This is a genomic window from Agrobacterium sp. LY4 (assembly GCF_001526585.1).
In the GTDB taxonomy this organism is placed as follows: domain Bacteria; phylum Pseudomonadota; class Alphaproteobacteria; order Rhizobiales; family Rhizobiaceae; genus Agrobacterium; species Agrobacterium leguminum.
Genome location: NZ_ASYA01000001.1, coordinates 913407 through 928834 on the forward strand (window position 1 = coordinate 913407; position 15428 = coordinate 928834).

Sequence of the window (15428 nt, forward strand, 5' to 3'; positions counted from 1 at the left end):
GCTCTGCCTTCCCGCGAGGGATTGGGGTTCCTGCTGCCGCTGAATTCCGTCAGGCCGGATTGCGTGAAAAAGCCGTCTTGACCTCAATGGCGCTTGAGGTTCTAGTTTGCCCGCCGTACCCGAAAAAATGGAAAGGATACGGCTTTGTCGAGTATGGAAATGACGGAGAAAAACGGCTGGAGCGAATTGCTGAGCGGGGCGAATCTCTCGCTTCTGACCGTCATCTCTTCCGGTATCGGCCTGCACGCTTTCAACCAGTTCGCGGTGGTGACGGCCTTGCCCGTGGCCGTCAACGAAATCGGCGGCGCTGCCTTTTATAGCTGGGCCTATAGTCTCTATTTCGTCGGTTCCGTGGCGGGCGGCGTCACCGCCGTCCTGTTTCGCGAGCGTTTCGGTGCGCGCGCCGTCCTGCTTCTGTGCTGCCTGATCTTTTCGCTCGGTTCGGTCCTCTCGGCAATCGCCGGCGACTTTTTGTGGGTCGTCGTCGGCCGCGCCTTGCAGGGGCTGGCGGACGGGCTGATCGTCGCCGTGTGCTACAGCCTCATTCCCGCCGGCTTCCGCTCCGGCCTGCTGCCGAAGGTCTTCGCCATCGAGGCGGCGATCTGGGCGGTTGCCTCCTTCATCGGCCCGCTGACCGGCGGTTTCGCCACCGAACACATTTCCTGGCGCGCCACCTTCCTGCTGTCGGCGCCGCTGATCCTGCTGCTTCTGGCCTATACCGCCATTGCCGTCTCCGCCGAGCGGCCGGTGGCGGCGACGCGCAAACCGCTGGTGCCGTTGGCTCTTTGCCTTGTCGGCGCCCTGGCGTTTTCCGCGCCTTCCGCCTTCGAGGATGCGAGCCTGCGCGCCCTTTCCCTGCTGGCGGGAGCGGCGCTGCTGTGGGCCTCGCTGCGTGCGGGCATCCGGCCCTCAATCGGTCTTTTCCCGAAGGATTCCTTCCGGCTGAAGACGGTACTCGGCAGCGGTTTCTGGGTGCTGTTCCTGATGTCCTATGCCCATGCGCTGGGCAGCGTCTATCTCGCTTATGTCGCCATCAATCTCTGGCGGCAGGAACCGACCTTTGCCGGTTTCATCGTGGTGACGATGCCGCTTGCCTGGAGCTTCGTGGCGATGCTGATCGGCAGCCTGCGTTCTGCCCGCCTCCGGGAGATTTGCCTGCATTACGGTCCTTATCAGATGGTGCCCGGCTGCGCGCTGCTGGGGCTCGGGCTTGCGACCGGTAACTGGGGAGAAATGCTCGTCGGGCAAATTCTGATCGGCTCCGCCTTCGGCATGTCATGGGCCGGCATCAGCCAGGCCGCCATGGAGGCCGCGCCGGAAGAGGAACGCAAGATGACGGGCGCGCTGCTGCCGACGGTCGCGACGCTGGGTGCTGCCGCCGGTGCGGGCGCCAGCGGCACCGTCGCCGCTGCCACCGATCTGGTAGGGCAGATCGAGCGGGCGGATGTGACGATGCCGATGGTTTACCTCTATGGGCTGGGTGTGCTCGTATCGCTGCTGGCGATCATGACCGCCAGCGGGTTGCGGGGTGAGCGGCGGCTTTTTCGCCGCCGTCAGGACTGAGTGGTGGCGATGGTGATCGCCGCCAGGTAAACGACGAAGGCCATGATCGCGATCGCGCCGATGATGATAACGATGCCCTTGCCGGCGCGTTTTTTCTCGGCCTTATTTTCATTGGCTTCGGTCGGAAACAGGATCGGATCGCTGGTGTCGCGGATTTTGGTCATGCCGTTTCTCCTTATCCGTGGATTGGGCGGTTTCGGTCTATCAACCGCCCAATCCGCCAAAAGGTTCCTCACGGTTTCAGCGCCCAGCTGGTGGCGTGCACCACCGCGCCGGGGGCGGCCTTCAGCAGCGCCGAGCGCACCGGTTCGAAACCTTCGAGGCGCTTGGTGCCCACATATCGGCCGCGATTGGCGAAGACTTCAATGGAGCCGTAATCGAGAAAGATGCGGATGCGGGATGCTTTCGCCCCCTTGGCGACATAATGCGGCGAGGGGCCGTCACGCCCGTCCTCGTGGCGGATCCACAGGCCCGTTTCATCGGAAACGACGCCCAGCCTGACCGCCGGATGATCGAGCACCAGTTCGAAGGGCGCGCCGGGTGAGGCAAGCTCGAAAAATATTTCCACCGCCCCGTTGATGAAGGTAACGCGTTCGCCAGCGGCCAGCCGCGTGCGGTCGAGAATATGGCTGCGCAGGCTTTCCGCCGCACCGATGGGCGGGGTCAGAAGCTCGCCGTTTGCATAGTGAATCCGGCGCGGCAACGTCATGGAGGTGGGGAAATCGATCTCCGGATTGGCATCCGCCCAATTGGCCAGCCAGCCGATGCCGATGATGCTGTCGCCATCCAGAAAGGCCTGGAAAGCATAATTATCGGTGCCGAAATCTAGTTCCTGCCCGGATTCCTTGGTGAAGACCTTGCCGTCGAACCAGCCGACATCGGCCATGGTGAGGTTCTTGCGGCCGGTTTCCGGGTCTTCCGAATGCATCAGCCCATAGACCAGCACCCAGCGTGTGGAGCGGGCATTGGCAGGTCCATCGAGCGGCAGCAGGCATGGGCATTCGATGGCCGTGGTTTTATAACGCGTTTCCACCCACAGCTTGCCCACATAGGTCCAGCCCGATGCGGCGGTGGGGTCCAGCGTCTCGTAAAGCAGGATGACGCCGCCGCCATCGCTCTGGCTGCCGAGCACCATTTTCCACAGCCCGTCGGGGCCGCGAAAGACGTAAGGATCGCGGAAATCCGGCGTCAGCCCCTGTCCGTCCGGGCGGTGGCCCAGAATGACCTCGGCCTGTCCGGCCATGATGAGATCGGAGGAGGTGGCGGTGAGCTGTATCTGCTGTTCGGGAATGCGGTCCTGCACCTGCTCGGTGAAAAAGACGCGGATGCCCGTGCCTTCCACCAGCGGAATGGTTGAGCCAGAATAGGCGCCGCCGCGCTTGTCGGGCCGTGTTGTCAAATCCTCTGACGGGAAGAGGAAAATCGGCAGGTGCCGCCAGCGCAGATAATCCGAGGAGACGGCATGGCCCCAATGCATGGTGTTCCAGCGCAGCCCGTGCGAATAATGCTGATAGAACAGATGCGGCCGCCCCTCGAAACGGCCGAAACCGTTCGGGTCGTTCATCCAGCCGAAGGGCGGGCGGAAGTGATAGCTGCCGGGAAGCTCCGGTGCGGCATTGTCCGGCTTGGTATGGACGACGGTAATGCCGGTTTCCAGCACATCCGAAGCGGTGAACCAGTAGATGACGGAAACGGCTGTGGTGACCGTGTCGTAACTCAGCTCCACATGGCCGCCGCCGAAAACCTGATAGATTCGAAAACCGAACTCTTCCGTGTTGACGCTTGAAACCTCAGCGAATTTTCCATTCTGATTGGAAAAGGAGACGGCGCCGGGCTCGGCATCTTTCTTCGCCTTCAGCCAGACATGGAAGGTGGCGTTGACGGGCAGATCGGTGTGAATGGTGCGGATGGCGCTTTCCGGCTCGGCTACGGCTTCAACGACGGTCATTGCTTTTCCTTTCCTTCGGCATTCTGCGGGTCAAGCATAGGAACGATGATGGCGCGGGAAAGTTCATTGCGCAAAATTGAATGAGGCGATGGAGGAGGTTGGGCATTTATCGCTCGCATCCGTCGCCTTCCGGCCCCATATAGGGGCAAAGCAGGGAGTTTACCCGTGATGAAATTCGACAATTCCTATGCCCGCCTGCCGGAACGGTTCAGCGCCGCCGTGTTGCCGACGCCGGTGAAAGCGCCGCGGCTCATCGCCTTCAATCGTGGGTTGGCCGATGAACTCCTTCTCGATGTGGCCGGCCTTGACGATGAAAGGCTGGCGGCGATCTTTTCGGCAATGTCGTGCCGCAGGGGGCAGAGCCGCTGGCCATGGCCTATGCCGGTCACCAGTTCGGCGGTTTCGTGCCGCAGCTGGGCGATGGCCGCGCCATTCTGCTCGGTGAAGTGATCGACAGGAATGGCAAGCGCCGCGATATCCAGCTCAAGGGCTCCGGCCCGACGCCGTTTTCGCGCAGGGGCGACGGTCGCGCGGCCCTTGGCCCGGTGCTGCGCGAATATATCGTGTCGGAAGCGATGTTTGCGCTTGGCATTCCCGCCACGCGGGCGCTGGCGGCTGTCCTCTCCGGCGAGAGGGTGCAGCGTGAAGTCGGCCTGCCGGGCGGTGTTTTCACCCGCGTGGCGGCAAGCCATATCCGTGTCGGCACCTTCCAGTTCTTCGCCGCGCGTGAGGATGAGGAGGGGATCAGGAACCTCGCGGACTATGTGATCGACCGTCATTATCCCGAGGCGAAAGAGGCAGACAATCCTTATCTCGCCTTGCTGCAAGGCATAGCGCAACGGCAATGCGACCTCATCGCCCGCTGGATGATGGTGGGCTTCATCCATGGCGTGATGAATACCGACAATATGGCGGTTTCCGGCGAAACCATCGATTTCGGCCCCTGCGCCTTCCTTGACGAATATCACCCCAACAAGGTCTTTTCATCCATCGACGCACAGGGCCGTTATGCCTTCAACAACCAGCCGGGCATCGCGCAATGGAACATTGCAAGGCTGGCGGAATGCCTGTTGCCGCTGCTCGATCCGCAGGTGGAGAAAGCCGCCGAACTCGCCAATGCCGTTCTCGCCGATTTCGCCGCCGCCTTTCCCAAACGCTGGCTTGTCGGCATGCGCGAAAAGCTTGGCCTGACGGTGGAGGAAGAGGGCGACATCGATCTGGTGCAGGCGCTTCTGGCGCTGATGCAGGCATCGGAAGCGGATTATACGCTGACCTTCCGGCGTCTTTCCCATGCGGCCAATGGCGATGCCGAACCGTTTCGCGGCATGTTCATCGATATTGCGGGGGCGGACGAATTTCTGGCGCGCTGGCGGGAAAGAGCCGGTCGCGAGGGGATTTCCGATTCCGAACGATCAGCGGCGATGCTCTCCGTCAATCCCGCCATCATCCCGCGCAACCATCGGATCGAGGAACTGATCGAGGCAGCGGTGGAAGAGGGGGATTTTGAGCCCTTCCACACCATGTTGAGAGCAATCGCCACGCCTTTCGAGGAGCGGCCGGATAATTTCGTCTATATGCAGCCGCCGATGAGCCATGAGCGGGTGTTTCGGACGTTTTGCGGGACGTAACGGGTTCGTCAATCCTCGCCGTCATGCCGGACTTGATCCGGCATCCAGCCGCCGCGCGTCTGCGCGGCGAGAGGAGTCTTTTCAGCCCAAGGACTTGGGCTGGCTGGATACCGGCTCGAGGCCGGTATGACGGAGAAATGGGAGGAGATGTTCTCTCACCCAACCCGCGCGAGCGGCTCATGCGCGCCATAATAGTGGCCGAACCGGTTTTCGAGGAACTTCGGCAGGGCCACTTCCTCCTGTCGCACGAAGCCCTTCTGCGGCAGGGCGCCTTCGGCAAGCAGATCGAGAACCGTGCAGATGCCGGCGGCGGTGGTGATCTGGATGGCGCTCATCATCCGGCCGGAAACCGGGCCGGCATAGACCTTGTTGGCATAGGTTTCCTGCAGGAAACGCCCGTTGCGGGTGCCGCAGACGGTGACGAAGACGATGACCACATCCTGCATGGTGCCGGGCAGGGCGTTTTCGAACAGGTCCTTCAGCACATCGCGGCGATTGCGCAGGTTGAGGTCGTTCAGAAGCGCCTTCATGATCGCCACATGGCCGGGGTAACGGATGGTGCGGTAATTCATGGTCCGCACCTTGCCTTCCAGCGTGGCGCAGAGCGTGCCGAGGCCGCCCGAGGTGTTGAACGCCTCGTAGGTAACGCCGTCGAGCGAAAATTCCTCACGTTCCTCCAGCGCCGGAACGGCGGTAAGCCGGCCTTCGACGATCGCTTCGCAGGGCTCGATATATTCGTTGATCAGCCCGTCCGTGCTCCAGGTGAGGTTGTAGTTGAGCGCATTGGACGGATATTGCGGCAGAGCGCCGACGCGCATCCTCACGCTGTCCAGCTTGTCGAACTTGGCGGCAAGATCGGCGGCGACGATGGAGATGAAGCCGGGGGCGAGGCCGCATTGCGGGATGAGCGCCGTCTCGGCCGTTTCTGCCAAAGCCTTGACCTTGCGGGTGGATTCGACGTCTTCGGTGAGATCGAGATAATGCGTGCCGACGGTGACCGCCGCTTCGGCAATGCCCGCCGTCAGGTGGAAGGGGGCGGCGGAGAGCACGGCGAATTTGCCTTTCAGCAGTGCTTCCAGAGCGGGACGGTCGGTGATGTCGACGATTTCGGTATCAACCCGTTCATGCGCCGGCACATTGGCCAGCTGATCGGGCGAACGGTCGGCGACGGTGATGCGATAATCGCCTGATGCGGCCAGCATCCAGGCGATGGCCGACCCGATATTGCCCGCGCCGATGACGACAATGTTTTTCATGTTTTTGTTCCCCGCAGTGAATGCAAATGTGTCAGCGCAGATGCGCTTCGAGAACAGAATGCCAGTTTTTATTGACGATTCGCAGCTTCACTATGTGCGGATAGCGGGTTAATATTAGGCAATAAGACGACAGGATTGGTCACTATGACGATTGCCGACAAGGACCGGGCGCTGCTCGCCCTGCTTTCCGAAAATGCCCGCATGCCGGTGGCGGAACTGGCGCGCAAACTCGGCCTTTCGCGCACCACGGTGCAGGCCCGCATCGAGCGGCTGGAGGCGGACGGCGTGATTGCGGGTTATGGCCTCAGGCTTTCGGAAAGTTATCTTTCCGGGCTGGTGCGCGCCCATGTGCTGATTACCATCGGGCCGAAGGCGCTGCCCGGTGTCACGGCGGCCCTTGCCGCCATCAAGGAGGTGACGACGCTGCATTCGGTGAGCGGCACCTTCGACCTCATCGCCATTCTGGCCGCGCCTTCGATCCTCGAGCTCGACCGGTTGATCGACCGCATCGGCGCGCTTGACGGCGTGGAGCGCACGCTGTCGTCGATCATTCTGTCGACGCGGATTTCGCGGTAGGAGCGTTTGAGGGAGTGCGGTGGGCGCAAAGGCCGGTGGGTGCGCGCGATACTCTCTTCTTCCCTCATCCCTGTGCTTGTCACAGGGATCCAGCCAGCCCAAGTCCTTGGGTTGAGGGGAGTCTTTCCGCCGCGCAGACGCGCGTCGGCTGGATTCCTGTGACAAGCACAGGAATGAGGGAGGTGAAAGACGGTGTTCTTACCTTAAACCACCGCCCGCTCATCATAAGCCCTCTGCGCCGCCATCACCGCGTCGATATTCCCCTCCGCCCAATGGGCAAGCGCCGCCACCGTGTCAGTCAGCGTCCGCCCCAGCGGCGTCAGCGAATATTCGACCGTCACCGGCACGGTCGGGAACACCTGCCTCGAAATCAGCCCGTCGCGCTCAAGCTTCTTCAGCGTCTGCGACAGGACCTTCTGCGAAATGCCCTTGATTTCCCGGCGCAGCAGGTTGAAGCGCACCGCTTCCACCCGCAGCCGGTCGAGGATCAACAGCGCCCATTTGTCGGCAATCCTGTCCAGCACCATGCGGGTGGGGCAGCGGTCTTCATAGACGTCATAGATACGTTCCATGGGTTTGTTCCGTCGCTTCAGGGCCATGCCGGTTTCCGAAAGGAAACCAGATAACCGAAAAGTGCTCTCTTTTCATGATTTCGCAAACGCAGTACCTGTGTTTTAGAAACATGGTTTCCATTAGATACTACGGAGATTTGAGATGACAGGCAAGATACTCGCAATCGGTTCCACCGGCACCATCGGAACGCCGCTGGTGAAAGTGCTCCTTTCCAAGGGCGAAAGCGTGAAGGCCGCCTCGCGCAGCGGCAAGGCCACGGACGGCGCGGAAGGCGTGCGTTTCGATTATACCGACGCATCGACTTATGCGGATGCCTTCGACGGCGTTGACCGTCTGTTCCTCATCCTTGCGGGCGGGCGTCTGGATGCCATCGACGCGCTGACGCCTGTGGTCGAGGAGGCGGCGCGCCGCAAGGTGAAGATCGTGTTCCTCAGCGTCCTCGGCGTCGATGCCGACGATTCCATTCCCTATCGCCAGATCGAGCTGAAGATCATCGCTTCGGGTACGCCTTACGTCATCCTGCGCCCCAACTGGTTTGCCGATAATTTTCACAGCTACTGGAAGGCGGGCATCGACCACGGCCAGATCGCCGTGCCGGCCGGCGAGGGCAAGTCGAGCTTCATCGACGTGCGCGATATCGCCGAGAGTGCCGCCACCGCCCTGACCTCTGACGCCTTTAACGGCAAGGCTTTCAACCTGACGGGTCCGAAAGCCCTAGGTTATGGCGAAGCGGCTGCGCTAATATCGCAGGCGATCGGCAAGCCGGTTTCTTACGCTGCTGTTTCGGATGAGGTCTTCATCGGCATCCTCACCGGTGCGGGTGTGCCGCAGGATTACGCCTCGTTCCTCGCTTCGATCTTTTATCCCGTGCGCGAAGGCTGGACAGCGGTGGTGACCGACGATGTCGAGACGCTGACCGGCCATGCGCCGCGTTCACTGGAGACCTATATCGCCGACAATCTGGACCGGCTGAAGGGCTGAGGCTCAAAGCGGGCCTGCCGCGCTCACGCCGGATCGGTGGAGCCGCGGCGGGCCTTGAAGAACATCTTCAGCCGCTGGATCTCCTTGGGGTTCCAGCCGCTTGGCGCGGTCACCTCCGTCCATGCATCGATATAATGTTCCGGCGCATAGACATGGCCGTAACCAATGGGCGCGGTGGTGGCTGCGGCGACATCGAGACCGAGCTGCAGCAGCGTCACCACCGGGAACCAGCGGAACGATGTGGAAACGTCAGGCCCGTGATGCGCCATCCATTGCGGCCGCCGGTAAAGCGAGGCGGCCTCGAAGAAGGTGATCGGGTCGCTGGCATATTGCAGATAGACGATCCGCATCGGCCCCCATTCCGCATCGGGCATATGCGCGGTCGTATATTGGTTGGCGAAGCGGATGACGGAGGAATCGCGGAAACGCGGCAGCCATTCCGGCGTGCCCTTCACCCGGCCATTGGTGGCCATGCGCCATGTCGGGCTGGAAAAGGGCGGTCCGCTCCACAGCGCGCCCTGGAACGGGTCGGAGAGCACATCGTAGAGATCCGAGGATTTCTGCGAGTTGAGCGAACCGAGGCTGAGGCCATGCAGGTAAAGCTTCGGCCGCGTTTCCTTCGGCAGCGTGGTCCAGTAGCCATAGACGGCCTCGAACAGGGCGCGCGCCGTCTCGACACCGTAATCCGGCTCCGTCAGCAGCGCGATCCAGCTTGAGAGATAGGAATATTGCACGGCGACGCTGGCGATATCGCCGTCATGCAGATATTCGACCGTATCGAGCGCTTCCGGGTCGATCCAGCCGGTGCCGGTGGGAATGACCACCAGAAGCACCTTGCGCTCGAAACCGCCGACCCGTTTCAGCTCCTCCAGCGCCAAGGCCGCTCTTTCTTCCGGCGTCGACGCCGAGTTGAGGCCCGCATAGACCCTGAGCGGCTCCCTTGCCGGGCGATGGGTGAAGGCGGATATCTCCGCGCCCGCCGGACCCTCTGCGACGAATTCGCGCCCGCGTCGGCCGAGCGATTCCCATGTCATCAGCGAGGCGCTGCTGCCGGTCTTGAGCGCGTCTGACGGGCGCGGCACATCCGGTTCGATCAGCGCATCCACCTGTTTCAGCGAGGAATCGGCAAATCTGAGGCCGATATCGAAGATAAGCCCATTGAGCAGCATCCATGAGAGGATGATTGCCACCGCTATACCGAGCACATTGGCAAGGCGGCGCGGCAGGAAATGACGGCTGCGCGCGGCAAAGAACCGGCGGATAAGCTGGAACAGCCGGCCGGCGCCGATGAGGATGGCGGCGACCAGCACTGCAAGGCCGCCGGTCTTGGTGGGGTGGGCGCTGGGCAGCGGATCGAGCTCCATCAAAACGCGGATGGAATTCTGCCAGTCCTTCGCCTGCCATAAAAACGCGATGGCCGTGATGGCGGCGGCAAGCGCGATGAGAAATCGAATGCCGCGCGCATTGTGGCGGGAGGGTTCGGGCAGCTCCAGATAGGCCCAGATGGCGTGCAAAGCGACACCGATCAGATAACCGATGGCGAAGGAAAAGCCGCACAGCACCCCCTGCATCAGCCATGTGCGCGGCAGGAGCGAGGGCGTGAGCGAAGCGCAGAACAGAATAGTGCCGAAGACGATGCCGGTTGCCGAAAGACCTGCAAACAACCGCTCAACCCATTGTTTCACCAACTTGACTCGCCCCTTGTACTCACCGCCTGGTGCTGAGTGTAATATGTGACGGACGAGGGTGCAAATCCTGCGGTAAGGATAAAAATCACAAAGATAGGAAAATAATCCTTTACAGCGTGACGGTGGTTTGATAGTGTTTGGCTACGGTCGGAGATTTGCGGCTGAACGGTAATGGTTGTCCTTGGGATTGCCCGTGGCGCTTTCTTCACCACCTCATTCCTGTGACAAGCACAGGAATGAGGGTGAGTGAGGTGCATGCAAATGTGCCTTGTTCCCACGCTCCTCTTTATTTGTTCTTTCTCTCGCAGGCCAATCCCATGACAATGTCCAGCAATTGCGATCCGACGCTCTACGGCGTCTGGCCGGAAACGCCCGCCTATGCGGCTGAGGACGCGCTTGAAGCCGCACCGGAGACGAAGTCTCGGGCCGACAGGCTGGCTGCCGAAGATGCGGCGCGCAACAGCAGCCTGCGGCAATTGCTGAACGAACTGACGGAGGAGATGCGCGAGCAGTTCTGCCTGTACCGCAATCTCCGTCAGGCGAGCGAAGCGGCCTTTCTGGCGACGGCGGAGGACGCTTCGGGCAAGCTGGCGCGTGCCGATGTGAAGGCTGCGACGGACCAGCTTTCGCTGATCGTCCGCACGCTGGAGCGGATCGACGCCCTGCAACGGGTGCTGGCGGAAGAGAGGGAAGCTCTTTTCGGCGAAGACGAAACCGAGGCCGGGGACTACGAAGCGGCGGTGGCGCATTTCCTCAACCGCATAGACGAACTGGCTGAACAGAAATGCCGCGCGAAGATGGAGGCCGATCCCGCCCGCAGCCCATCCGCAGAAGCCGACACATGACGGATATGCCGACCGAACCCCATCTGCCGGCGCAGGTCTTCAACCTCCTGCGCGATTGGCGTTTCATCGGCAACCTGCCGCAGCAGCCGCCGGAGGGCGACTGGCGGACATGGCTGCTGATCGGCGGGCGCGGTTCCGGCAAGACGCGGGCCGGGGCGGAATGGGTGCATCATATCGCCTCTGCTGGCAAGCAGTCGGATTTGCGCATCGCGCTCGTGGCCGAAACGCTGGGTGACGCCCGCGAGGTGATGATAGACGGCATTTCCGGCATCTGCCGCATCGCCCGCCGCCATCGCCCCGCCTTCGAGGTGTCGCGCCGACGGCTCCTCTGGCCGAATGGCGCGATGGCGCAGGTGTTTTCTTCGGAAGACCCGGAAAGCCTGCGCGGCCCGCAATTCCACATGGCCTGGGCGGATGAGCTGGGCAAATGGAAATATCCGCAGGAAACCTGGGACATGCTGCAATTCGGCCTGCGTCTGGGTGAAATGCCCCGGCAACTTGTTACCACCACGCCACGGCCCATTCCGCTTTTAAAGGCGCTTCTCGCCGATCCCACAACACGGGTGGCGCGGATGCCGACGGCCATGAATGCGCGCAATCTCTCTCCCGGTTTTCTCAAAGCCATGCAGGACCGCTATGGCGGCACCCGGCTGGGGCGTCAGGAAATCGGCGGTGAATTGATCGACGAGCGCGAGGGCGCGCTGTGGAAACGCGCCGATCTGGAAGCGATCATCGAAGCCGTGCATGAGCCGCTCACGCGGATCGTGGTGGCGGTAGACCCGCCCGCCGGCGTCGGTGAACATTCCTGCTGCGGCATCGTCGTGGCGGGGCTCGGCATGTCCGGGCGTCTTAACGTGCTTGCGGATTGTTCCGTGGAGGGCGAAACGCCGGCCGGCTGGGCCCGCGCCGTGGTCGCCGCCTTTCGTCGCCACGAGGCGGACCGGGTGGTGGCGGAGGTCAATCAGGGCGGCGAGATGGTGCGCGCCATGCTGCAGAGCATCGACGCCAACCTGCCGCTGACGCTGGTGCGGGCCAGTCGCGGCAAATTCACCCGCGCCGAGCCGGTTGCCGCACTCTACGAGCAGGGCAGGGTGCGACATGCCGCACGGTTTGAAAAGCTGGAAGACCAGATGACGGATTTCGGGCCGGATGGTCTTTCGTCGGGACGCTCGCCGGACAGGCTGGATGCGCTCGTCTGGGCGATCACGGCGTTGACGACGATGGTGGTGAGTGAACCGAAAGTGCGGGGGATGTGAGCTGGCTGATTATTGGCTCCCGCGAAGGAGAGCCAATTACCGGTCAGCGGATGCCCCCGGTTTCTTCTCCCCGAGCGGGGAGAAGGTGGCGCGCAGCGCCGGATGAGGGGGCCACGGTCAAGATGTGTTGAGAGAGTAGAGATATGCGGAGAACTTGCCCCCTCATCTGACCCTTCGGGCCATCTTCTCCCCAGCGGGGAGAAGAAAAGTGAGGCACCGTCAACGCCCGAAATCGGGCGTCTGGTAGATATTATTTCTTCGGGGATTGCGCCGGTTTCGGCTGGGAGCCGGTTTCACGCATCTGGCGCCACTCGTTTTCGAGACGGTCATAAACGGTCTGGGGGATTGTCGCTGTCATGGTGGCATTCCTCCTTGAATGGTTAACGCTGCGGGATTGCGCGGTGAATGGAGTTAGCGCGCTAAGGTTCCGGAATTCAAGGAATTTTTTACCCCAAAACCCCGGGGCGCGGATTAAAATCGATTAAGGTTTTTTCAAATCGATTTAGTTCCGGCGGCCTGCATGTGGAAAAACCGGGCGTCGTATCGCCCATCATTTTCAGGAGCCATCATGGCCTATGACGAGGCGCGATTCTTCGCGTCGGCGCGGATTTCCATTTTCGGCGGTCGCCTGCGCGCGGCCCAGCTTGCCGGCACGAAAACGATGCTGGCAGGATTTGAAAAGTCGATGCCGGGCGGCGATCCGCGCTGGCTCGCCTATATGCTGGCGACGGCCTTTCACGAGACGGCGGCGACAATGCAGCCGGTGCGCGAGACATTGGCGGCAAGCGATACCGAGGCGATGGCAAGGCTCGACCGCGCCTTTGCGGCGGGCAGGCTGCCGATGGTGCGCAAGCCCTATTGGCGGCCGGACACGGAGGGTAAGAGCTGGCTGGGGCGCGGCTTCGTGCAGTTGACGCATCGGCGCAATTACGAGGCCATGATGGCGCTGACTGGCGTCGATCTCCTGGAACGGCCCGAGCGCGCCATGGAGGCGGAGGTGGCCACCGCGATCCTGATCCACGGCATGGCGGGCGGCGGTTTTACCGGCCGCAGGCTCTCCGATTTCTTCAGCGACAGGCGTGAGGATTGGGACGGCGCCCGTGCCATCATCAATGGCAGCGACCGGGCGCGGCTGGTGGGCGGTTACGGGCGCGCATTTCATCACGCGCTTGTCGCGGCGCGGATTGAACCCGGGCGGGCCAGATGATAACCCGTTACCCGGTGCCGAAAAGGCTGCCTCCGAATTCTGCATGACAGGTGACACCGTGATCCGCCATATCGTCTTTTTCACCGTTCCCGAGGAAAACCGCGACGCCGTGCGCAGGGGGCTTTCCGGCCTCACCGCGATACCGCATTCGCTGAAGCTGGAAATCGGCGAGAACGTGAAGAAGGACCAATGGGGCAATTCGGTCGATTTCATCGTCTATGGCGAGTTCGAAAACGAGGCGGCACTCGCCGCTTACAAGGCCGACCCCGCTTATGATCTTTCGACCCGCACGGTAAAGCCGCTGCGCGAAACCCGCGTCGCCGCCGATTTCGACAGCGATACGGCGGTGAAAGCGCCGATCCGGTAGACGTCAGGTTTCACCGAGGTCGGCGCGAAATATTGCCGCTGTGCGGACAGGGTGCCTCACGCGCGACGTCATCCTTGGGCTTGTCCCAAGGATCTGATCACGTCCAATAAAATCGAGACGTTGCAGATGCTCGGGACAGGCCCGAGCATGACGAAAGAGAGCTTTCAGGACTCGTCAGAAATTTCAGGGTCTACCCTGTCGGTGAAAACCCCACGCGGGCGACGCCGCAGGACTCGACGCCGCGCGCCATCAAAACAAGGACAACTCCATGCGATTTCCCTTTTCCCTGCCGTGGCTGCGCCCGGCGGATGGCAGAGCCGTGCCTGAAAGCCGGAAAATGGCCGATGGCTTCATGGCGGTTGCCGTGCAGGGCGGGCAGGCTTTCTGGTCGGGCCGGTCCTATGCCGCACTTGCCCGCGAGGGCTTCATGAAAAACCCGGTCGCGCACCGGGCCGCTCGCATGGTGGCGGAGACCTCGGCTTCCGTCAGCTGGCTGCTTTATGATGGCGAAGAGGAGCTCGCCGATCACCCGCTGCTGGCGCTGCTTTTAAAACCGGGCGCCCATATGGGCGGGCCGGATTTCTTCGAGGCGCTTTATGGCCACCTCATGCTCGCCGGAAATGCCTATATCGAGCCGCTGACGGTGGGCGGGCGGCTGCGCGAGCTGCATCTGCTGCGGCCAGACAGGGTCAGCATCGTCGAAGGGCCGGATGGCTGGCCGGTGGCCTATGATTACCGCGCCGAGGGCCGCGCCTCCCGGCGCATCGCCGCCGAGCGCGACGGGCTGGGGCTGCTGCATCTGAAACTTTTCCATCCGCTGGATGACCGGGCGGGTTTTGCGCCGCTCGCCTCCGCAGGGGCCGCGCTCGATCTGCACAATGCCGCAAGCCAGTGGAACAAGCGCCTGCTCGACAATTCCGCCCGGCCATCCGGCGCGCTGGTCTACCAGCCGAAGGAGGGCGGCAATCTCTCCACCGAACAATATGAGCGGCTGAAGCGCGAGTTGGAGGAAGGCTATCAGGGCGCGATGAATGCCGGCCGGCCTTTGCTGCTGGAAGGCGGGCTGGACTGGAAGGCCATGGGTCTTTCGCCGCGCGACATGGATTTTCTCGAGGCCCGCAACGGGGCGGCGCGCGATATCGCGCTTTCGCTCGGCGTGCCGCCGATGCTGATCGGCATTCCCGGCGACAATACCTATGCCAATTACCAGGAGGCGAACCGCGCCTTTTATCGTCTCACCGTCCTGCCGCTCGTTTATCGCACGGCGGCGAGGCTCTGCGGCTGGCTTTCTCCGGTCTTCGGCTCTGGGCTGAGGCTCGAACCCGATCTCGACCGGATTGCCGGGCTTGCCGGCGAGCGGGATGCGCTCTGGGCACGCATCGGCGCGGCCTCGTTCCTGAGCGACGAGGAAAAGCGTGAGGCCGTCGGTTATTGATCGCCGCCCCGGCGGGATCGAAACCCCGGTGTCCCGTTCAATCATTTTCTGAAGAGGTGGACTCTCTTTGTGAGCTCTTCCGCCCAAGCGATTCCGAAGATTCGC

The 15428-nt window shown here is 62.2% G+C and carries 13 protein-coding genes and 1 pseudogene; 9 read left to right on the forward strand and 5 right to left on the reverse strand.

Annotated elements, in window-relative coordinates; all coding sequences use genetic code 11:
* Positions 1-153 precede the first annotated feature (153 nt).
* Positions 154-1563 carry an MFS transporter gene (locus L904_RS04575; RefSeq protein ID WP_196248059.1) on the forward strand — a complete coding sequence of 470 codons (1410 nt, stop codon included), beginning with the start codon at positions 154-156 and terminating at the stop codon, positions 1561-1563.
* Here the strand turns inward: L904_RS04575 and L904_RS26735 are convergent.
* Both L904_RS26735 and L904_RS04580 read right to left on the reverse strand, forming a co-directional pair.
* Complete coding sequence (locus L904_RS26735; RefSeq protein WP_080707308.1) at positions 1554-1727, reverse strand: hypothetical protein; 174 nt, start codon at positions 1725-1727, stop codon at positions 1554-1556. The genes L904_RS04575 and L904_RS26735 overlap by 10 nt on opposite strands.
* Positions 1728-1795: 68 nt before the next feature.
* Positions 1796-3511 (reverse strand): glycoside hydrolase family 32 protein, encoded by a 1716-nt coding sequence (locus tag L904_RS04580; protein WP_035262859.1) that lies wholly within the window; start codon positions 3509-3511, stop codon positions 1796-1798.
* A 168-nt stretch (positions 3512-3679) separates the two neighbouring features.
* Between L904_RS04580 and L904_RS04585 the strand changes: the two are divergent.
* A pseudogene (locus tag L904_RS04585) lies at positions 3680-5139 on the forward strand (YdiU family protein).
* Between the two features lie 155 nt (positions 5140-5294).
* Here the strand turns inward: L904_RS04585 and L904_RS04590 are convergent.
* Entirely contained in the window at positions 5295-6395 is a 1101-nt protein-coding gene (locus L904_RS04590) for a saccharopine dehydrogenase family protein (RefSeq protein WP_035262865.1), read from the reverse strand.
* A gap of 144 nt (positions 6396-6539) precedes the next feature.
* Between L904_RS04590 and L904_RS04595 the strand changes: the two genes are divergently transcribed.
* Positions 6540-6971: an Lrp/AsnC family transcriptional regulator gene (locus tag L904_RS04595; RefSeq protein WP_035262868.1), complete on the forward strand. Its 432-nt coding sequence runs from the start codon at positions 6540-6542 to the stop codon at positions 6969-6971.
* A 203-nt stretch (positions 6972-7174) separates the two neighbouring features.
* Here L904_RS04595 and L904_RS04600 read toward each other — a convergent pair whose 3' ends face one another.
* The gene (locus L904_RS04600; RefSeq protein ID WP_003509204.1) at positions 7175-7543 is read right to left on the reverse strand and encodes a helix-turn-helix domain-containing protein; all 369 of its coding nucleotides are present in this window, start codon (positions 7541-7543) and stop codon (positions 7175-7177) included.
* Between the two features lie 142 nt (positions 7544-7685).
* Here L904_RS04600 and L904_RS04605 point away from each other — a divergent pair, with 142 nt between their 5' ends.
* Positions 7686-8525: an SDR family oxidoreductase gene (locus L904_RS04605; protein ID WP_020808617.1), complete on the forward strand. Its 840-nt coding sequence runs from the start codon at positions 7686-7688 to the stop codon at positions 8523-8525.
* Positions 8526-8548: 23 nt separating this feature from the next.
* Here the strand turns inward: L904_RS04605 and L904_RS04610 are convergent, their stop codons facing one another.
* Positions 8549-10189 (reverse strand): alpha/beta-hydrolase family protein, encoded by a 1641-nt coding sequence (locus tag L904_RS04610; RefSeq protein ID WP_020808618.1) that lies wholly within the window; start codon positions 10187-10189, stop codon positions 8549-8551.
* Positions 10190-10530: 341 nt separating this feature from the next.
* Here L904_RS04610 and L904_RS04615 point away from each other — a divergent pair, with 341 nt between their 5' ends.
* From L904_RS04615 to L904_RS04635, 5 genes are all read left to right on the forward strand, one after another.
* Complete coding sequence (locus L904_RS04615) at positions 10531-11058, forward strand: hypothetical protein (RefSeq protein ID WP_031233364.1); 528 nt, start codon at positions 10531-10533, stop codon at positions 11056-11058.
* Positions 11055-12314: a DNA-packaging protein gene (locus L904_RS04620; protein WP_020808620.1), complete on the forward strand. Its 1260-nt coding sequence runs from the start codon at positions 11055-11057 to the stop codon at positions 12312-12314. Before L904_RS04615 ends, L904_RS04620 begins: the two co-directional genes overlap by 4 nt.
* Positions 12315-12882: 568 nt before the next feature.
* A complete protein-coding gene (locus L904_RS04625) occupies positions 12883-13521 on the forward strand; it encodes a hypothetical protein (protein ID WP_020808621.1) in 639 nt (212 codons plus the stop codon).
* 58 nt (positions 13522-13579) lie between these two features.
* Positions 13580-13888: a Dabb family protein gene (locus tag L904_RS04630; RefSeq protein WP_003522330.1), complete on the forward strand. Its 309-nt coding sequence runs from the start codon at positions 13580-13582 to the stop codon at positions 13886-13888.
* Between the two features lie 268 nt (positions 13889-14156).
* Positions 14157-15323, forward strand: a complete 1167-nt coding sequence (locus tag L904_RS04635) for a phage portal protein (RefSeq protein ID WP_003522331.1) — start codon at positions 14157-14159, stop codon at positions 15321-15323.
* Positions 15324-15428: the final 105 nt, after the last annotated feature.